Genomic DNA, 19776 nt, shown 5'->3' with positions numbered 1-19776 from the left:
TATCCCAAAAGTTAATGATTAAAAAAAATCGGTGCTAGCCACTGCGAGAACATCACGAGTATGTAACAGCAGAAAAATGGCAACGCCATGACACTCAAATGTTTAAACGCCAGTGCAAATATGCAAATGGTTAGCAAAAATTTTAATCCTTTGCCTCGTTTTAACGAGTCATACACTTGATTTGCTTTGCTCGCTCCGACAAATCGAAATGAATACAAAGCAAATACTAGGTTCGGAAACACAATTGCAACGCCGCCAACCAATGCTGACATGCCTGCATGTGCGCCCCAACCTACTAAAACTATTACTGCAGCTACTAATGCTACGATACCCTGAAGCAAGACACCTTTTAATGCGGCGCGTCTATACGGGCCAGCTAACGAATGAGTCACTTTATATTAACCTTAATGACGCTAAAATTTATCAGGGTATAAAAACTGGCGAAATTATACTGATTTCTGCTCAATTTGCAACTTGACGCGACGAAATGCAGCATAATTTAAGCGCGTATTTCGTCGCAATTTTGACCTTTAGGAGGGTTGTTGTAAATCTGGGTGGATCCGCCCAAGAATGCCGTCTAATTCGTCAAGATCAGCATAAGAAATAACCAATTTCCCTTTGCCTTTTTGATTGTAGTTGATCTCAACTTTTGCGCCCAGGTTTTCTGCAAGCTGTTGCTCTAACAGTTTGACATCTGGGTCTTTTTCTTTTGTTTCTTTTTTAACCACAGGTTCTTGCATAGCGCGTACTAACTTTTCAGTTTCACGCACCGTCAACCCTTTCGCCACCGCCGTACGGGCAGCTTCAGATTGAGCTTCGCCTTGTAGTGACAATAAGCATCGAGCATGGCCCATTTCGATATCGCCATGTTCTAACAAGATTTTCACATCATCATTGAGATTGATTAAACGTAACAAGTTAGTCACAGTTGTTCTTGATTTACCAACAGCATCAGCCACTTGCTGGTGGGTTAAATCAAATTCATTGAGTAATCGATCTAGCGCAACCGCCTCTTCCATGGCATTGAGGTCTTCACGTTGAATATTCTCAATCAGTGCAATGGCGACGGCGGCATCATCCTCAACATCTTTGATGATACAAGGCACCACATCTAAGCCAGCAAGTTGTGATGCGCGCCAGCGGCGCTCACCCGCAATAATTTCATATTGCTCACGCCCTAACTGCCTAACCACAATGGGTTGCAATACGCCTTGAGCGCGAATGGAGTTTGCTAATTCTTCTAAGGCTTGTTCAGACATATCTTTACGAGGTTGATATTTGCCTCGTTGTAAGAATTCAATCGGTAGACGCTGTAGCTCTTGATCCGATGCTTCAGATGGCTGACTAACAGGTTCAGATGCGAACTCTTCCGCTGGCGCGTTCGGCTCCACCGGCTGAGCAGTACCTGTTGGTGGTTTAGCAGAGCTCAATAATGCATCTAAACCACGCCCCAATCCTCTTTTTTTCACCGACATGTTGTTATTATCCTCTTATGCTACGGCAGCGGCTTGTTTTTCTTGACGACGCAACATTTCTCCAGCCAGTGCAAGGTAGGCTTTTGCACCACTGGATGCACGATCATAATACATAGCAGGTGCACCAAAACTTGGCGCTTCAGCTAAACGCACATTACGCGGGATCACCGTTCGATATACCTTGTCGCCAAAGTGCTGTTTGAGCTGCTCAGAAACATCGTTTGCCAATCGGTTGCGTGGATCATACATAGTTCGCAAGATCCCTTCAATTTGCAGTTCTGGGTTAACCAACTTAGACAGCTGTGTAATGGTATCCATTAATGCGGTTAAACCTTCAAGTGCATAATATTCACATTGCATAGGTACCATCACTGAGTCTGCCGCAGCCATGGCATTGACAGTCAACATATTTAATGATGGCGGACAATCGATAAAGATAAACTCATAGTCATCTTGCACAGACTCTATGGCGTTGCGCAGGCGTACTTCACGCGCAAACAACTCCATTAACTTGACTTCGGCAGCGGTTACATCGCCATTGGCTGCGATCAAATCATACTCACCTGATGTGTCTGTACAGATCACTTCTTTAATGGGGGTCTCTTCAATGAGTAGATCATAGATGGTGGCCACATCACTATATTTGTCAACGCCACTGCCCATCGTCGCATTGCCTTGTGGATCTAAATCTATCAGCAGTACTTTTCTTTTGGTCGCCGCCATCGAGGCAGCAAGGTTAACCGCAGTGGTTGTTTTACCAACACCACCCTTTTGGTTTGCAATTGCAATGACTTTAGCCACAGTATCCTCGAATTTAGTCTTTAGTAAGAATAATTAAATGGCGCTCACCTTCCAGATCTGGAACCTGTAAAGTGATATTTTGCTCCAAAGAAATGCCTTCAGGCAGACTGTCCAATTCATCTTGCGGATACATTCCTTTTAGTGCAACGAATCGCCCTGATGAGTCAATTAAATGTGTGCACCACTGAACCATGTCCTCTAATGATGCAAATGCGCGACTCAACACACCGTCTAATTTAACACTTGGCTGATATTCTTCAACACGAGACTGGACTGGCGTCACATTTTTTAATCCAAGCGCATGTTTTACCTGGGTTAAAAAACGTACTCTTTTTCCTAGGCTGTCGAGTAATACAAACTCAGTCTCAGGCAAGGCTATCGCTAAGACGATGCCAGGTAGCCCAGGGCCTGTGCCAACATCAATGTAATGTTTACCACTAAGATGTGGTGCAACCACCAAAGAATCGAGAATATGTTTTACCATCATCTCTTTCGGATCTCGCACCGATGTGAGGTTGTAAGCTTTATTCCATTTGTCGAGCAGCTCGACATAATCGACCAGCTGCTGTTTTTGATTTTCAGTCAGTGAAATACTCGTTTCCACTAACAAAGCATTGAGTTGTTCTAGTAACACAGTGTTCCATCGCTGTTACGCTGACTTGCGCAACAGCCCTTGCTTTTTCAGATATACTAATAATAGCGAAATAGCGGCTGGGGTGATACCAGAAATACGTGAAGCTTGGCCAATCGTCTGCGGGCGTGCATCTGTAAGCTTTGCAACCACCTCATTTGATAAACCACTCACTTGGCTATAATCAAACTCTGCTGGCAGCAAAGTTTCTTCGTGGCGCAGTTGCTTATTTATCTCATCTTGTTGACGCGCAATATAACCTGCGTATTTTGTTTGAATTTCAACCTGCTCTAAAGCTTGCCAATTTTCGTGCTCACTCGCTAAGCCATCAATTGTCATCAGTTCGCGATAGCTCACCTCAGGTCGACGGATCAGATCTTCTAAACTTGCCTCTCTGGTGAGTGGCGATTTAAGCAACGCATTGACTTGATCTAACGCTTCATGATCTTTGTGGATCCAGGTAGCACGTAAACGCTGTGACTCTTGCTCCATCACTTCTAATTTGTCGTTAAATGCAGCCCATCGTTCATCATTTACTAATCCTAGTTCGCGGCCTTTTTCAGTCAAACGTAAATCAGCATTGTCTTCACGTAACAATAGGCGGTATTCTGCACGGCTAGTAAACATACGGTACGGTTCTTTTGTACCTAAAGTAGCAAGGTCATCAATTAAAACGCCGGTGTATGCTTCATCTCGGCGCGGCGTCCAAGCTGATTCACCTTTCACTTGTAATGCGGCGTTCATGCCTGCGATCAAACCTTGAGCACCCGCTTCTTCATAACCGGTAGTACCATTAATTTGACCAGCAAAGAACAAGCCACTGATGAACTTAGTTTCTAAAGATTGCTTTAAGTCTCTTGGATCGAAGAAATCATACTCAATGGCATAACCTGGTCGACAGATATGTGCATTTTCAAACCCTTTGATTGAGCGAACAATCTCTAATTGAATATCAAAAGGTAGGCTGGTGGAAATACCATTCGGGTATAATTCATAGGACGTTAGCCCTTCAGGCTCAACAAAGATCTGATGTTTCTCCTTGTCAGCAAAACGCACTATCTTATCTTCAATAGACGGACAGTATCTTGGTCCAATCCCTTCGATCACACCTGCATACATCGGAGATCTATGTAGATTTTCACGGATCACATCATGTGTTTTCTCATTGGTATAAGTGATATAACACGGGATCTGTTGTGGGTGATCTGATTGCTTACCAAGAAATGAAAATACCGGTGTTGGTGTATCACCTGGTTGCTCTTGCATCACTGAAAAATCAACTGTTCTTGCATCAATTCTCGGAGGAGTACCGGTTTTTAATCGGTCTACACGAAATGGTAACTCACGTAAACGATGCGCAAGTGCGATTGAAGGTGGATCGCCAGCTCTTCCGCCTTTGTAATTTTCAAGGCCGATGTGAATTTGTCCACCTAAGAATGTACCTACAGTCAAAACAACTGATTGGGCACTAAAACGTAGTCCCATTTGGGTAACTACACCTTTGACTTGATCTTGTTCAACAATGAGATCATCACAACTTTGTTGGAAAACTTTTAAATTTTCTTGATTTTGCAAAGTATCTTGGATCGCCGCTTTGTAAAGTGCGCGATCAGCTTGTGCTCTGGTTGCTCTTACAGCGGGTCCTTTAGATGAGTTTAATGTTCTAAATTGGATCCCACCTTTGTCAATGGCTTGTGCCATAGCACCACCAAGTGCATCGATCTCTTTAACAAGGTGCCCTTTGCCGATCCCGCCGATCGCTGGGTTACAAGACATTTGGCCTAAAGTATCCATATTGTGAGTTAACAATAAGGTATTCATACCCATACGAGCTGCAGCTAATGCAGCTTCAGTACCAGCATGACCGCCACCAACCACGATTACGTCAAAATGTTCATGATAAATCATTTACGGGATCCTACTTAAAAACAACCAGCAAATTTCGAAAGGGTGCGTATTCTACCTAGAAAAACGCAGAAGTGAAACGATTAAATTTTAACCTAAGCTCAAAATGGATCACTTAAAATATATAAGGATCTTTTTAAAGATCTTTATTGATCTTATATTTAATGAAGCTCAGATCTGTGAATAAGGTTATATTCCTAATATGATCCATAGACTTAAGTCAGATCATATAGTGTGAATTAGATCGGATCTAAGGGCGTATAAGCTTTGATCAAAACGCCTATTTATTCACAGCCACAAAACCGATCAGATTTATCCAATGGATAACTTATGTTAGATCAGCAGTTAGATCAAAGGTTATCCACATATGGATTTTAAAATAACAAAAAATGTGGATATCTTATGAAAAACCGATCTTTATCAGTGGTTTGCTAGTGCTGCGCTTAATTGCGGCAACCATTCTAATGCCGTGTCTTCAGGCAATGCTTCATCTAACACGTCTATTTTTAATGTCGGCAAAAGTATTTTCGCGCCTTTTTCTATTAATAGCTGTTCGCCATTAATCGCGGCATGGTTATACGTATCATAACTAGAGTCCCCGATCCCAATCACAGCAAAGCGAATATGGCTTAGATCGCTTTGCTCATTGAGCTGCGAGATAAAAGGTAATAAGTTTTCTGGGTAATCACCTGCGCCATAGGTAGAAGTCACTAATAACCATATATTGCTTTGGCAGTCCGATAAATCAGGTTGCTCATGCACGTTGCATGTTAAAGATCTGGTGTTTAGATCTTCAGCTAGCTGCTCAGCGACATATTCAGCTGAACCCATTTGACTACCAATGATGATCTCAATATTACTCATTTGTGCTCGTTACTTTACGTTATATGCGGGTCATATTAATCTGGATTGAGCAGAAGTAAAGTGTTACTTAATCCTTGGGATAAAATTAATTAGCTGCTTTTTTAGTCTTTTGTGAATTAAATTTATAAGCTTATGTTTTATAAGTTTTTAATAAATTATTCCTTGCGGTTATGCTCTATATTAATTGTGGATAAGCAGGGGGGAGAATGAGCATGGTTGGGGGGTATTACCGGGATAGGTTTAGGTTTTAATATATAATGCCAAGGTTTTCTAACAATGTGGATAATTACCCGCTGGATAAAGATCTTTTGGAGAGTTGTGATCAGTGTTTTTTAGATCTATAAAGTTAGATCTATATAAGTAAATATTCTAAAAAAATGTGTTTTCACAGCCTCAAATACAAGTTGTAACGGATCTTCACAGCCTGACATGCGTATATTTGCGGTTTTTTCACTAAGATAATTTGGTGGGTAGCGTATGAGTATCTTCATTATGTCCGATACTGAAGTACATAGTGAGGCGAACTTTGACGCATTATCAGTTAATAAACTAGGCATATGAAAGGCTGTTATAGCGCTTAAATACTCGGGTTTCATCCTATGAATGTATATAAGATAAAGTTTGTATAGACGTCAGGTTACAGTATTTAGATGATCGACAGTCACATATCCGTGTAGTGACAATACGGTTCAAATCTGGCGGAAACACACATCTGTTGAGTGTGTTTTTTAGCTAACAAATAGGAAATTAGCAGCACAGTGCGGCCATGTGTAGATTCAGAATGAGTTGAATGTCAGTGCTTCGTGATGACGCATTTTTAATGCTGTGATAGGGGAGTTTGCGGAAACTTTGCCTGCAAAAAGCCCGATGCATAGTGCATCGGGATAGTAAGTTACTTACCAATACAAAATGAGCTAAATATTTTACCCAGTAGGTCATCGGAGGTGAATTCTCCGGTAATTTCATTGAGATATTGCTGAGTTAAACGCAGTTCTTCAGCTAAAATTTCACCGGCGATATGCATTTCAAGTTGTGTCTGACCGATCTCTAAATGCTCAGCTGCACGCTCTAATGCATCTAAATGGCGGCGGCGAGCCATAAAGCCACTTTCGTTCGCACCGGTAAATCCGATACACGCTTTTAAGTGCTCTCTGAGTATATCGACGCCGGTATTGGCTTGCGCACTGAGCCTTAAAACAGGGTAGTCGCCTTGCTGACATAGTCCTTGTTGTTCATCGCATAGATCGATTTTGTTGCGAATGACGGTGATATCCATACCTTTTGGCAGTTTTTCCATAAACTCAGGCCAGATCTTGATTGGATCTGTCTCTAACGTCTCCGTGCCATCGACCATAAATAGCACATGATCGGCACCGCTGATCTCTTCCCACGCACGTTCAATACCGATTTGCTCGACTTTGTCTGGGCTCTCACGCAGGCCTGCTGTATCAATAATATGTAGTGGCATACCATCGATATGAATGTGTTCTCGAAGTACATCGCGGGTGGTGCCCGCAATATCAGTGACAATGGCAGCTTCTCTGCCTGCCAATGCATTGAGTAATGACGATTTTCCTGCGTTTGGACGACCCGCGATGACGACACGCATCCCTTCACGCATAATGCTGCCTTGCTTAGCTTGTTGTCTGACTTCAGCAAGCTGATCTATGATCGCTTGTAAGTCACCAGAGACTTTGCCATCAGATAAAAAATCGATTTCTTCGTCTGGGAAATCAATGGCTGCTTCAACATACATACGTAAGTGGATCACTTGTTCCACCAGCACATTGATGTGCTTTGAAAAGTCGCCTTGTAAAGAGTGTAGGGCACTTTTCGCTGCTTGCTCACTGGTTGCATTGATGAGGTCTGCAATGGCTTCGGCTTGGGTAAGATCGAGCTTATCATTCATGAATGCACGCTCTGAAAACTCACCGGGCTTTGCCAATCTAACCCCGTCAATTTGGCTGATCTCTTTCAAAAGCATGTCAATGACAACTGGCCCACCGTGGCCTTGTAGTTCTAGCACGTCTTCGCCGGTAAAAGAGTTTGGACCTTGGAAAAATAGCGCAATACCTTGATCAAGCTGTTCACCAGCTAAGGTATTAAAAGGTAAGTATTCGGCATATCGCGTTTTTGGGCATTTACCTAATATTTTTTCAGCAACTTGTTTAGCACCCGTACCTGAAATTCGGATGATGCCGACACCACCACGACCTGGGGCGGTTGCCTGAGCTGCTATTGTATCTTGTGCAATCATGATGGCTCTTGCTAAATGAGTGTATTCTGAGCTTAATTGTACAGCAAATGGCATTTCTCAGGTATAGTGGAAGTTAATCAATAGAGTCAATTACGCAAGATATAGAGATAAGGAAACTCTGAGCTGTGTTGTTATTTGGTCCATTTCGTTTTGATGCTGAGCGCTTGGTTTTATACACTGGGCAATCGCAGCAGCTTCTCCGTCCTAAAGTCTTGCAGTTACTGGCTTATTTTCTCACACATCCCAATCAAGTCATTAAGCGTGAAACATTGTTGAGCGCACTGTGGCAGCACGGTGAATATCGAGAAGCCGCACTGACACAAAGTATCAATGAATTACGCCAAGCATTGGGCGATAATGCGCAAAATCCTATTTATATTAGAACGTTACCACAACAAGGTTACCAGTGGATCTGTGAGGTTAACGCCGCAAAGTGTGCAAAAAAACGTGCCAAGCAAATGGGCGTGGCAGTGAGCCTAGCTGCTGTCTTGTTATTTGCGATGGCTAACATGGATGCAATCTGGCCACTCTCATCCAATGAGCAAACTCAGCAAAAACCGGCCTTATTGATTTTACCTTTGCAAAATGAAACGGGGGTCGAGGCCAACGCATGGTGGGGCTACGCCATCGAAAGCGAATTAAAAGTATTGCTGCAAAACCATTATCAATTGAAACCAAAAAGCCAAGCTCCAGAACTACTTGAACTACCAAAAGAGCAACAGCCACATACATTAGCGCTGACACTGAAACCAAGACAGCAGCGTTTTATCCTGCAAATTAGCCTAAATGGACGAACAACAGACGTAATAGTCGAGCAGTTAGGCCATAACTTCAGTGATATTGCCACACGTGTGCTAATGGCTTTAGAAGTGACGTCCGATCATGAAAATAAAACCGCTGCGCCTGTAAAGGACCTCAGTGATTACTACCGTGGTTTGCAAGCATTAAACGAGTATGGTCCCGAGCTTGCGAAGTCGTATTTTGAGGCGGCTTTAGTGCGTGTACCTGAGCATTTACCTTCACAATTGGAGTTGGCGCAGGTCACTTGGCAGCAAGGGGATGTGGCGCAGGCGAAAGCACGCTTTGATAAGATCACATTGGGTGACGCACCTGATGGACTGCAAGCTCGTTATCACCTGTATAAAGGGACATTTGAAAAGGCCCTAGGGGAGTTTGAAGCCGCGCTCAATAGTGCAAAGCTTGGACTGCGAGCGGCACAACAAAGTCAACAAATAGAACTGATCGCCAGTGCTTATCAACTGCAAGCTGATATTTATTGGCATACTTTGCAATGGCAAGATTACACCTTGGCGATGAACGCTGCTTATGCACTTATCGGTAGTCGCTCTTTTGCTTATAGTGAAGCACAGCGCTCATTTTATCTTGCAAACCCACCAGCAGCCGGCCCACAGGAAAAAAATCACCTTAACCTAGTACAAAGTAAGAAAGTACTGAGTCAGGCCATAGACTACTATCGACAGATCTCTGCAAACTTAGAATTGGCAACCAGCTTATTTGCGTACGGGCAAAATTATTTGGTGCCCGTGAATGAAGGGGAGCAGAGTTTATTAGAGGCGCTGGATATTGTTGCTGATAGTGGCAATGAATATGTTAAAGTGCAAGTACTCACTTACTTGGGGTTTTATTATATTCAGCTTCATCAGGGTGAAAAAGCCTTATATTATCTGGATCAAGTCAAAATACATGAGTCTTTTTTGCCAGCTACTGAGCAACTTCGGTTACTTAAGGCGATGGCGTGGATGGATATCGGCTTGGTGAAAAACGATCAAAACGCATTAGATAACGCAAAGCGGCAATATCACCAATTGCTTGAGGCTGACTATATCTCACCACTGACACATGCAAATACGCAACTTATGCTGGCTTGGATTGGGTTAAAGCAGGGGGAGTTAGAGACGGCTCAAACGTTGACTGAGCAGGCTTTACTGGCATATCAACGCTTTAAATTGGCTGATGTGGCGATTTATGCTGAGTACACAAAGATGTATATACATCTTAAGCGAGGTCAACCAGAGCGGGCGTTAGCACTTGCAGATAGCGATAATACCGAGGCGCATCTCATGTTGTTTTATACCTCAGCGGCTGCTCAGATGATAAATAACGATGCCCTTGCTGCCCACTCCAAGGCGAAGTTGAGTGCACTCAGAAACAGCGACGGCTTATTGCAGCAATTAGATGAATTTACACGTTTAGTAGGGCACACAGATAAAAATATTGTGGACTTATTGGATGCGCCCTACAGTGTGTATTGTCAAAGTAAATGGATTTTAGAGTAATTTGATGACTTATTGCGGCACGTTGGTGCCGCGATAAAGGGTATTCCCCTTATTGTCTAATAAAACCCAATAGGGGAGTTCACTGATTTGATATTGTTCAAATAACTGATTATGGGTATCAAAGACAATATCGTGCTTCACCTCAAAGCGCTGTTGGTAATTGAGTGCGCTTTGCTTATCTACATAAAACGGCTTTATCACCGTAAGGACATTCTTATTATATTGAGCGAGCTGATTATTTTGCTCAATGCGTTTTTCACAATCGGGAATATGCTGAAATGGACAGAGGCTGTCACTGAAAAATAGCACCTGATACTGTTGATGTATCCATGCTTTGGAAAGACGCCTGCCTGATAATGTCTGTAACGGCACCTTGGTATTTGAAGTGACTTCTGATGGTTCACTGCTGATAAGTGCTTCTTTTAAGATCACACGTCCCTCGTTTACAACAACCCTTGTCGGGGTCTTGCGGACTTGAAATTTAAACATCAGTTGATTGTTGTGATCGATGTGGATCCCCTGAAATGAAGGGTTGGCTGTGACAAACTGCGTTAAGCTGGGCTCATCAATATTGATATCTGGCTGGATAAAAATGCGCTCTCCTAATGGTTGTGGCAATTGGGTGGATTGATAATATTCATCCCAGATGTTGATAAATACATATTCGGTGGCGGTTGCATGTGCTTTGCAAGTTACCATAAGCAAAGCGAATATTAGGCCAAGTTTTACTTGTATATACATTATTTTCTTCCTTGTAATTTAGTCAGTTTACTTGCTAATTCATCAGTAAATAGCGCACTGCGATAAAGCTCATTGCCTGAGCTATCTAATAAAATATGTTGCGGCGTGCCCAATACCGCATATTGGCGAGTAATACTACCGTCGCTGTCAAAGACAGTAGGAAATTGGTAGTCATGCTTTTTCAGGTAATTCGTGATGCTGCGTTTGCTTTGATTGAACCCAATATTGACGGAAATAACGTGATATCCCGCATTGGCTTGTTGATAGCTCTGCTCAAGTAATGGCATTTCTTCCATACAGTATGCACACCAAGTGGCCCAAAACTTCAAATATGTCACCTGACCTTGGCTTGAAATCGTTTGTCCGTCCAGCGTATTCGCTAACAAAGGCGGGTAGGTGGTTGCGTAAATGTTGGTATGTACAGCGAGTAAGATAAATAGAGGTGCTAAAGACTTCATAATAAATTCCTTGTGGTTACTCTAGCCAGCTTTTTCCAGCTTGAATGAGAAAATATTGCGCCATGATTAAGAGCATGAGTGCGGTGAGGTTATTAATATGACTCAGCCATTTCCCTGATTTGGGCAGAGTTGCGAGTAATCTCGCACTGGTGCCAGCAAGCAACAGCAATGTACTCATGCCCAGCGCAAAGCTAAATAACAGGCTAGCACCGAGCAGAGGTTGCTGTGTTGATGCAACAAATATCAGCAATGCGCCTAGAATAGGTGAGGTACATGGCGCGGCAACTAATGCGCTGATCATGCCCATAATCAGTGGTACGGCACGGGTATTCGTTAGCTTAAATTGCGGAGTCGGTAATGTGATTAAGCCTTTATTGATGGCTGCAAAAAGCAGTAAAACATTGGCAAACCCTAAAAGGACGAGTGGATCACTGGCTACTTGACCAAATAGGCTGCCAGTTGTGGCTGCAATAAAGCCCAGCCCAGCATAAATGAATGCAAAACCAATACAGTAAAGTAGGGGGGCAATGCGAGGGTGTTTTTGCTGTGCAAAGGTGGCAACGGTAATTGGTAAAATAGGATATACACACGGGGTAAGACTGGTAAGTAAGCCGATAAAAAATACGGCGGGAATTTGCCAACCATTGATGTTTGACGCGGTTAATGCCTCTAAAATCGTTTGCTCCATATACCTGCTCTTCTGATGTCGTGAATGAGCAGTTAGAGTGCACGGGCGCGATTATAATCCCTATCAAAGGGGCATCAAATCGATATCAAAATTTATCAAGTGTATGTTTTATTTAATTTTAATTATTGATTTAAGCCCCCTTTAACATACCGATTATATGCTAGGTTTGCTGAATGTGATCGGTTGGCATACCATACGACTGCGCAACGGCTAATTTATCTGACTAAACTTGGATCGGGTCAAAGGCGCATTGAAGTCTCGCCTCTCTCTTTCTGGAACAGCTGTGTATACTTAATATCAAAACTCATTTGTACGGCTTCTTGGGGCGTTATTTTGCTTTCTGATAAAAGGCGCTGAGACAGGGTTATCATTTCATTTGCCGGTATGGCATAGGGCTTGTAACGCTGATCAGATGTGTTTGATAGCTGCTTTTCGCTGTTGCAGAACGTGACCGACTTTTAGCCCTGGTACTCGGCATGATTATGACTGGGTGCGGTGCGTACTGGGTATATAAGTGGGAGAGGTGGGTGTCACTTGTGGCTGTTTGCAATCATCATTTGTTTTTGTCCTGGAGTTGCAAATGGTGTGTGGCGAATATGTCTAAAATAACAGCCAGTTAAATGCCAAGATGTACCGATATGAGGGGGAGTTTCGATAAGTGAATTAGTTGTATGTACAAGATCAAAAACGCCCGCAGAAGCGGGCGTTTTTTTAAGGCGTTTCGACGTTAGTCGCGTACTTTGATGCCTTTTTTCTCCATACCACGGTAGATGATAAGCATCTGTGCAATAGAGATGATATTTGACACTAACCAGTAAAGTACTAGACCTGATGGGAACCAGATGAAGAAAATAGAAAATGCGACTGGCATATATGTCATCATTTTCTGCTGCATTGGATCTGTGATGGTCATTGGTTGTAGCTTTTGCGTTAGGAACATACTCGCACCAAATAGAATCGGTAGCACGTAGTATGGGTCCATCGCTGACAGGTCAGTAAGCCACAAGCCAAACTCCGCGTGGCGTAGTTCAGTCGACTCTAAGAATACATAGAATAACGCTAGGAAAATTGGCATTTGCAGTAACAGTGGGAAACAGCCACCCATCGGGTTCACTTTTTCTTTGCGGTACATTTCCATCATGGCTTGACCAAACTTCTGACGGTCGTCACCGTAGCGCTCTTTTAATTGTTGCATCTTCGGCTGTAATGCACGCATTTTTGCCATTGAGGTGTACTGCGCTTTTGTCAGCGGGTAAAGGATAGTTTTCACGATCACGGTAATACCGATGATAGCTAGACCCCAGTTGCCTAAAATGCCGTATAAGAATTTCAATAGTACTAATAGCGGCTGAGAGATAAACCATAACCAACCGTAATCCACTGTTAGGTCTAAATCTTCGTGAAGCGCTTCTAGTGCGTCAGTATCTTTTGGACCCATATAATAAATGGCTGATAACTTGGCGTCTGAGTTAGCCTGAATATTTACCGGCTCACCCTTAGCACCAATGATACCTTGGTTATTTCTCAGAGAGGTGTAAATAGTATTGTTAGTCTCTTTTTGTGGTACCCATGCACTTACAAAATAGTGTTGGATAAACGCAACATAACCACCTTGGGTATTCTTGTTAAGATTTGCTTCGCGCATTTCGTCAAAAGAATACTTTTCATAGGGCTCATCTTGTGTGCCATATGCTGTCCCCAAATACGTTTGAGTCATGATGCTGTCTTTGTCTTGTGCTGTACGCTTGATTTGTGTGTACAGTTGAACTTGAACAGGGTTTTCTGTTGCGTTGACCACATCATATTCTAGCGCAACGTCATATTGACCTGCTTTGAATACAAATGTTTTTGTAAATTGAACGCCTTTTTTGTCAACAAATGTCAGCGGTACACGCAGTTCATCACCTGATAAGGTATATGACTTTTGCTCGCTTGAATAAACAGGGCGACCTTCACTGGATGCATCTGGACCATTTAGGCCGATCAGACCACTTTGTGAAATATATTGCTTCCCTTCAAATTCACCAAGTAGTAAGTAAGGTGTATCGCTACCATGCGTTTCAGCATGTTGAAGTAGTTTAGCTTCAACAATATCACCACCTTTTGTGTCGATTTTAACATCAAGTACGTCCGTCGTTACTGTAATGACAGAACGGATTGCTTGAGTGCGCGCAACCGGTACGTCCGCTTCGTTAGAAGTCGGAATATCCGCTTGATCGTTATTTGAAGGTGAAGTGGCCACTTGTGTGACAGCACTGGTCTCGGCTTTGCTTTGAGCTTGTTCTTCTTGCCATTCACTAAATAGCAAAAAAGAGACTAAAAGCAATCCGATCAATAAAAACGTGCGTTGCGATTCCATAACAGCTCTTATTTCTCGTGTTGTTTATCTTGATTCGATTTTTCAGGGACGGGGTCATCCCCACCTGCGCTTAAAGGGTGACATTTTAATATGCGTTTAACCGCTAACCAACTCCCTTTTGCAATTCCATGTAAATTAATTGCCTGAATTGCATAACTTGAGCATGTTGGATTAAATCGGCAATGTGGTCCAAGCATGGGACTGATAAATTTTTGATAGGCTTTGATAAGCGAAATCAAAAATAAACGTATTACCGAAAGCGGATAATCCACCAATCGTTTACTCTCGCTTTTTGTCTTTGAGGCGTGTTTCATAGTCGCGAGGTAGACTCGATAAATCAGTGATTAAAAGGTGAGCTAACCTTACCCTAATTCGCTAAAAATTGCCATGTTAGGACAGTTATTGGGGTATAAAAGCGCTGTTATTTTTTAGGCTTGTTATTGGTTGGGCGTTTTTTATGATGTTTTGGTTTTGGCGCACCAGGCTTACAACGTTCGTTGATTTTGCGCCAAAGCTTGTTTAGTTGCTTTGTGAGTTCTTCATTACTTTGTTCATCTACACCGGTTTTGACCATCAAAACGATATCGATGTTGTCTAATTTATGACGATTTAGACGGAAGCTTTCTCTGGCAAGACGCTTAATACGATTGCGTTGACAGGCTTTTTTACAGCGTTTTTTAGCAACGGTTAATCCAAGACGTGGGTGACCTACATCATTAGGTTTTGCTAATAGTGTAAAAACAGGGGTAGCTGCACGAGCTGGCTCTTGAAATATGCGGGAGTAATGCGAGGGAGTTAACAGACGTAACTCCCTGCTGAAGCCTAAACCTTCCACTTAATATTAAGCAGAAAGCTCTTTACGGCCTTTAGCACGACGACGTGCTAGTACTTTACGGCCATTTTTAGTAGCCATGCGAGCACGGAAACCGTGAGTACGCTTGCGTTTAAGTACGCTTGGTTGAAAAGTTCTTTTCATAACTAATCCATCCGATCGGTTAAAGTTAAAACATCCTATGCAGGTCGCGATCCTGGCACAGGTGCCATTGCGAGCGCGAGATATTAAAGCCGACGGGCACGAAAGTCAATCATAATTGTGATAGAAGGCTTAATTTATAGGCAAACTGGTGCAAAATTGACAGAAGCGCGTTCTATTTACCCAAATAAGGTAATTAATTTTATGCTTCCTATATATAGATAAGGGAAGTCATCGTCTTTGCTTATATAGAAGGATCAACTTTTGTGATCTATCTATAATAAGATCGAGATCTTAGCTGTGGATCAAGTTGTTTGATCTTGAGAAGGTTTTCCACAGAGCTTGGGTGAAAATTGGCAACAACCTTTGGAAAACTTAAATTGATCTGATTTTTATGGTGAGATCTTGTGCTTTTTTTGATAAGATCTTTGTAATTAAGTAAAATTAAAATTCCTTTTAAAACATGTGTTTATCTTTTTTGATTGGTGAGATCTTAATTTTTTAAAAAGTCAATATTGATGTTGTGGATAAGATCCCTTCATAATACCCGGCTTCCACCTGTGAATAATTGATAATATACAAACATTTCCGTAGATCTTTGGGTTAGCTGTGAATAACTCTGTTGGTTGTTTTGTGAATGCACGCAAAAAACTGACTTTAATGATGTACGGGAATAATAAATATTTCGGAGTGCAATGTGTATCTGTCGGTTTGGCAAAGTTGTTTATATGTTTTGCAAGATGAATTGCCATCGCAGCAGTTCAATATGTGGGTTAGGCCACTACAAGCAGAAAGTACCGAAGATACTTTAACCATCTATGCACCTAATCGTTTTGTGTTGGATTGGGTTCGAGAAAAGTACTTAAATCGAATTAATGAACTACTGATCGAAATCTGTGGCGATGAAGCACCAGAATTACGTTTTGATGTCGGTAGTAAGCCGATGGCGCAAGTTCAACCTCAGGTTTCAGCAGGCGCGCCTGCTGATGATTTCAATGCGCCTAGTTCGTCACAAGCATCAGCAAAGAGTCAGACGCAAGCGCCTGTTAGTGATGTAAAGGTTGAGCCAGCTCCGAAATCTAGCGTTAAATCTAATATCAAAGAAAATTATACGTTTGATAATTTTGTCGAAGGTAAGTCGAACCAATTAGCAAAGGCTGCGGCAACACAAGTTGCTGACAATCCGGGGTCCGCTTTTAATCCCGTATTTATATATGGCGGTACTGGTTTAGGTAAAACCCATTTATTACATGCTGTGGGAAATGGCATCATTGATAAAAAACCGGATGCAAAAATCGTATATATGCATTCAGAGCGCTTTGTGCAAGATATGGTCAAAGCGCTGCAAAACAATGCCATTGAAGATTTTAAGCGATATTACCGTAGCGTAGATGCGTTGATGATCGATGACATTCAGTTTTTTGCCAATAAAGAGCGTTCTCAAGAAGAGTTTTTTCATACCTTTAATGCACTGTTAGAGGGCAACCAACAGATCATATTGACATCTGATCGCTACCCGAAAGAAATTGAAGGGGTGGAGGATAGATTAAAATCTCGTTTTGGTTGGGGGCTTACTATTGCGATTGAGCCGCCAGAGCTTGAAACGCGCGTTGCGATTTTGATGAAAAAGGCGCAGCAAAGTAATATTAATTTGCCGCATGAAGTCGCATTTTTTATCGCGAAAAAGTTACGTTCAAATGTACGTGAACTTGAAGGGGCGTTAAATCGCGTTATCGCAAATGCCAACTTTACAGGCCGTCCAATCTCGATTGAGTTTGTCAAAGAGGCGCTACGTGACTTGTTAGCACTGCAAGACAAGCTGGTGACAATTGACAATATTCAACGTACCGTTGCCGAGTACTATCGTATTCGTGTGTCAGATTTGTTGTCTAAACGACGTAGCCGCTCAGTTGCGCGACCGAGACAAGTTGCTATGGCATTGTCAAAAGAACTCACCAACCATAGTTTGCCTGAAATAGGTGATGCCTTTGGGGGGGAGAGACCATACGACGGTATTACATGCATGTCGTAAAGTAAAAGAACTTCGTGAGGAAAGCCACGAGGTAAAAGAAGATTATCAAAACTTGATCAGAACATTGTCATCTTAAGGGTTGAGTGATGCAAATAACGATAGTAAGAGAACAATTTTTAAAGCCGTTAATGCAGGTGTCTGGTGCCATAGAGCGCAAACACACCCTTCCTATTTTGTCGAATGTACATTTAGAAGTAAAAAATGGTGTACTGTCAATGACGGGGACTGACCTAGAAATTGAGTTAGTTGCGTCTATTACACTTGATAATGACACTGCAGATACAAAGCTTACATTACCAGCCAAGAAGTTGTTGGATATTTGTAAGAGCCTGCCTGATAATTCAGATTTGCATTTCAGCACACAAGAGCATCAAGTTTTATTGACCAGTGGTAAAAGTCGTTTTTCATTGACGACATTGGCTGCTGAAGACTTTCCTAATTTGGAAGAGTGGCAAGGTGAGGTTGAATTTAAACTCACGCGTTTAGAACTACGTAAGTTGCTTGAAGCAACACATTTTTCGATGGCTAACCAAGATGTGCGTTATTACTTAAATGGTATGTCATTTGAAGTGGATGGTAACGAAATTAAAACTGTGGCGACAGACGGTCATAGGTTGGCCATTGCGCAAAAGCAACTTGAGCAATCACTTGGAGCGCAACGTCAGCTGATCATTCCTCGCAAAGGTGTGTTAGAAATAATGCGCTTACTTCCAGCGGATGATGAAGAGTTGACTATACAATTTGGTGCAAATCATTTCCGTATAATTGATCAAGAAGTTATTTTTACTAGTAAGCTTGTAGATGGGCGCTTCCCAGATTATCGCCGTGTTTTACCTCGCGGTGGTGATAAGCTTGTGACGGCTAATCGTGAATGGCTACGCAGTGCATTTCAACGCGTGTCGATTTTATCAAATGAAAAGTTTCGTGGTGTAAGACTTAATTTAAGTAGCGGCATTTTGAAGATCAGTGCCAACAACCCAGAACAAGAGCAAGCTGAAGAAACGGTAGAAGTAAACTATCAAGGGGATGACCTTGAAGTAGGTTTTAATGTCTCTTATTTACTGGATGTGTTAAACACATTAAAAACAGAGGATGTGCAATTTACGTTAGCGGACTCAAACAGCAGTGCTTTGATTGAAGGCAGTGGCGAGGATGACGCAATGTACGTTGTAATGCCAATGCGCCTATAGAGGGCGCTCAATGAGTTTGACACATATCAGCCTCAATGATTTTCGCAACATTGAGGCAATTTCTCTTTCCCCTTCAAAAGACCTTAACTTAATTCTAGGCCAAAACGGCAGTGGTAAAACTAGCTTGCTTGAGGCGATTTATTTCTTGTCTAGTGGTCGCTCTTTTCGCACAAATAAGCACAAGTTGATGATCCGTAGTAGTCAAGAAAAATGTATTGTTCACGGTAAAAAACAACTACATAACTTGTCTATACCAATTGGAATCAGCAAGGATCAAAGCGGTGATACACAGCTTCGCATTCAAGGGCAAGCAAGTCGACGCATTGCCGAACTAGCACAAATTTTACCTGTTCAAGTCATAACACCAGAAAGCTATGAGTTATTTTTTGGTGGCCCAAAAGAGCGGCGAAAGTTTCTCGATTTGGGTGTGTTCCACGTGGAACATCTATTTTTTGAAGTGTGGAAAAGCTTTAATAAAGTCCTTAAACAACGAAATGCGTTATTAAAAACAAAACCCGCAAATTGCGTTGAGCAAATTAAATTTTGGGACAAACAATTTATTGAATTGGCTGAACAAATAAATATCTATCGAAAAGCGTATATAAGTAGGTTTGAAGGCTATTTTTTTGATAAGATAGGGGGGATTAGCCCTGTTTTTGAAGGCCTTGAAACTCGCTATGATGCGGGTTGGAAAGGGGAACTAAGTGATGTCCTTCAAACACAGCTTGAGCGAGACTTAAAACTCGGATATACAAGTCGAGGTCCTCATAAAGCAGACTTTAACTTTAAAGTGCATGGTCATAATGTTGAAGGGATCATGTCTAGAGGCCAGCTTAAGCTGCTGCTTTATGCGCTCAAGATTACACAGAACAATTTAATTGAACAAGAGACTGAAAAGCAGTCTATTTTGCTAATCGATGATTTACCATCTGAATTGAGTTCTGAGACTTTAGGGTGTGTGGCAAAGCTCCTTACTATTTGCGACTCACAGCTGTTTATCTCAGCAATCAGTTCAGACAGTTTAACGCCTGTTGTGGAACGACTTGATAAAAATATTGAGATGTTCCACGTGGAACATGGTCGTTTAATAACAAATTAATTGGAA

Annotated in this window: 17 protein-coding genes and 1 pseudogene; 4 read left to right on the top strand and 14 right to left on the bottom strand. The window is 42.1% G+C overall.

The window, feature by feature from the left end:
• Window positions 1-11: 11 nt before the first annotated feature.
• The 7 genes from JF50_RS19995 to mnmE form a co-directional block, all read right to left on the bottom strand.
• Complete coding sequence (locus tag JF50_RS19995; protein WP_039611153.1) at window positions 12-392, bottom strand: ATP synthase subunit I; 381 nt, start codon at window positions 390-392, stop codon at window positions 12-14.
• 138 nt (window positions 393-530) lie between these two features.
• Window positions 531-1475, bottom strand: a complete 945-nt coding sequence (locus tag JF50_RS19990; protein ID WP_039611152.1) for a ParB/RepB/Spo0J family partition protein — start codon at window positions 1473-1475, stop codon at window positions 531-533.
• A 15-nt stretch (window positions 1476-1490) separates the two neighbouring features.
• Window positions 1491-2276, bottom strand: a complete 786-nt coding sequence (locus JF50_RS19985) for a ParA family protein (protein ID WP_039611151.1) — start codon at window positions 2274-2276, stop codon at window positions 1491-1493.
• Window positions 2277-2289: 13 nt separating this feature from the next.
• Complete coding sequence (gene rsmG / locus JF50_RS19980) at window positions 2290-2910, bottom strand: 16S rRNA (guanine(527)-N(7))-methyltransferase RsmG (protein WP_039611150.1); 621 nt, start codon at window positions 2908-2910, stop codon at window positions 2290-2292.
• A gap of 15 nt (window positions 2911-2925) precedes the next feature.
• Window positions 2926-4815: a tRNA uridine-5-carboxymethylaminomethyl(34) synthesis enzyme MnmG gene (gene mnmG, locus JF50_RS19975; RefSeq protein ID WP_039611149.1), complete on the bottom strand. Its 1890-nt coding sequence runs from the start codon at window positions 4813-4815 to the stop codon at window positions 2926-2928.
• Between the two features lie 417 nt (window positions 4816-5232).
• Window positions 5233-5676, bottom strand: a complete 444-nt coding sequence (gene mioC / locus JF50_RS19970; protein ID WP_039611148.1) for an FMN-binding protein MioC — start codon at window positions 5674-5676, stop codon at window positions 5233-5235.
• An 892-nt stretch (window positions 5677-6568) separates the two neighbouring features.
• Window positions 6569-7933, bottom strand: coding sequence for a tRNA uridine-5-carboxymethylaminomethyl(34) synthesis GTPase MnmE (gene mnmE / locus JF50_RS19965; protein WP_039611271.1), 1365 nt, complete (start codon window positions 7931-7933; stop codon window positions 6569-6571).
• A 125-nt stretch (window positions 7934-8058) separates the two neighbouring features.
• Here mnmE and JF50_RS19960 point away from each other — a divergent pair, with 125 nt between their 5' ends.
• Complete coding sequence (locus JF50_RS19960) at window positions 8059-10230, top strand: winged helix-turn-helix domain-containing protein (RefSeq protein WP_039611147.1); 2172 nt, start codon at window positions 8059-8061, stop codon at window positions 10228-10230.
• Between the two features lie 9 nt (window positions 10231-10239).
• Here JF50_RS19960 and JF50_RS19955 read toward each other — a convergent pair whose 3' ends face one another.
• From JF50_RS19955 to rpmH, 7 genes are all read right to left on the bottom strand, one after another.
• Window positions 10240-10971: a TlpA family protein disulfide reductase gene (locus JF50_RS19955; RefSeq protein WP_039611146.1), complete on the bottom strand. Its 732-nt coding sequence runs from the start codon at window positions 10969-10971 to the stop codon at window positions 10240-10242.
• On the bottom strand, window positions 10971-11429 hold the full coding sequence (locus JF50_RS19950) for a TlpA family protein disulfide reductase (RefSeq protein ID WP_039611145.1): 459 nt from the start codon (window positions 11427-11429) through the stop codon (window positions 10971-10973). Before JF50_RS19950 ends, JF50_RS19955 begins: the two co-directional genes overlap by 1 nt.
• A gap of 16 nt (window positions 11430-11445) precedes the next feature.
• The gene (locus tag JF50_RS19945; protein ID WP_039611144.1) at window positions 11446-12117 is read right to left on the bottom strand and encodes a cytochrome c biogenesis protein CcdA; all 672 of its coding nucleotides are present in this window, start codon (window positions 12115-12117) and stop codon (window positions 11446-11448) included.
• Between the two features lie 727 nt (window positions 12118-12844).
• Entirely contained in the window at window positions 12845-14476 is a 1632-nt protein-coding gene (gene yidC / locus JF50_RS19940; protein ID WP_039611143.1) for a membrane protein insertase YidC, read from the bottom strand.
• Between the two features lie 8 nt (window positions 14477-14484).
• Window positions 14485-14748, bottom strand: a complete 264-nt coding sequence (gene yidD / locus JF50_RS26825; RefSeq protein WP_419177522.1) for a membrane protein insertion efficiency factor YidD — start codon at window positions 14746-14748, stop codon at window positions 14485-14487.
• Between the two features lie 149 nt (window positions 14749-14897).
• Window positions 14898-15311, bottom strand: coding sequence for a ribonuclease P protein component (gene rnpA / locus JF50_RS19935; RefSeq protein WP_039611142.1), 414 nt, complete (start codon window positions 15309-15311; stop codon window positions 14898-14900).
• 6 nt (window positions 15312-15317) lie between these two features.
• A complete protein-coding gene (rpmH, locus tag JF50_RS19930; RefSeq protein ID WP_005492430.1) occupies window positions 15318-15452 on the bottom strand; it encodes a 50S ribosomal protein L34 in 135 nt (44 codons plus the stop codon).
• A 694-nt stretch (window positions 15453-16146) separates the two neighbouring features.
• Between rpmH and dnaA the strand changes: the two are divergent.
• The 3 genes and pseudogenes from dnaA (at window position 16147) to recF (ending at window position 19770) form a co-directional block, all read left to right on the top strand.
• Window positions 16147-17557, top strand: a pseudogene (gene dnaA, locus JF50_RS19925) (chromosomal replication initiator protein DnaA).
• A 10-nt stretch (window positions 17558-17567) separates the two neighbouring features.
• The gene (gene dnaN / locus JF50_RS19920; protein ID WP_039611141.1) at window positions 17568-18671 is read left to right on the top strand and encodes a DNA polymerase III subunit beta; all 1104 of its coding nucleotides are present in this window, start codon (window positions 17568-17570) and stop codon (window positions 18669-18671) included.
• 10 nt (window positions 18672-18681) lie between these two features.
• On the top strand, window positions 18682-19770 hold the full coding sequence (gene recF, locus JF50_RS19915; RefSeq protein WP_039611140.1) for a DNA replication/repair protein RecF: 1089 nt from the start codon (window positions 18682-18684) through the stop codon (window positions 19768-19770).
• Window positions 19771-19776: the final 6 nt, after the last annotated feature.

It is taken from the genome of Pseudoalteromonas luteoviolacea, assembly GCF_000814765.1.
Classification (GTDB): domain Bacteria; phylum Pseudomonadota; class Gammaproteobacteria; order Enterobacterales; family Alteromonadaceae; genus Pseudoalteromonas; species Pseudoalteromonas luteoviolacea_H.
The sequence above is the reverse complement of the archived record's forward strand: the minus strand, read 5'-3'. Positions and strand labels throughout refer to the sequence as shown.

Bases quoted from the DNA above. Each gene is read 5' to 3' on its own strand.
- recF (WP_039611140.1), top strand. From the start codon at position 18,682: ATGAGTTTGACACATATCAGCCTCAATGATTTTCGCAACATTGAGGCA.
- dnaN (WP_039611141.1), top strand. From the start codon at position 17,568: ATGCAAATAACGATAGTAAGAGAACAATTTTTAAAGCCGTTAATGCAG.
- rpmH (WP_005492430.1), bottom strand. From the start codon at position 15,452: ATGAAAAGAACTTTTCAACCAAGCGTACTTAAACGCAAGCGTACTCAC.
- JF50_RS19950 (WP_039611145.1), bottom strand. From the start codon at position 11,429: ATGAAGTCTTTAGCACCTCTATTTATCTTACTCGCTGTACATACCAAC.
- JF50_RS19955 (WP_039611146.1), bottom strand. From the start codon at position 10,971: ATGTATATACAAGTAAAACTTGGCCTAATATTCGCTTTGCTTATGGTA.
- mioC (WP_039611148.1), bottom strand. From the start codon at position 5,676: ATGAGTAATATTGAGATCATCATTGGTAGTCAAATGGGTTCAGCTGAA.
- mnmE (WP_039611271.1), bottom strand. From the start codon at position 7,933: ATGATTGCACAAGATACAATAGCAGCTCAGGCAACCGCCCCAGGTCGT.
- mnmG (WP_039611149.1), bottom strand. From the start codon at position 4,815: ATGATTTATCATGAACATTTTGACGTAATCGTGGTTGGTGGCGGTCAT.
- JF50_RS19990 (WP_039611152.1), bottom strand. From the start codon at position 1,475: ATGTCGGTGAAAAAAAGAGGATTGGGGCGTGGTTTAGATGCATTATTG.
- yidC (WP_039611143.1), bottom strand. From the start codon at position 14,476: ATGGAATCGCAACGCACGTTTTTATTGATCGGATTGCTTTTAGTCTCT.
- JF50_RS19945 (WP_039611144.1), bottom strand. From the start codon at position 12,117: ATGGAGCAAACGATTTTAGAGGCATTAACCGCGTCAAACATCAATGGT.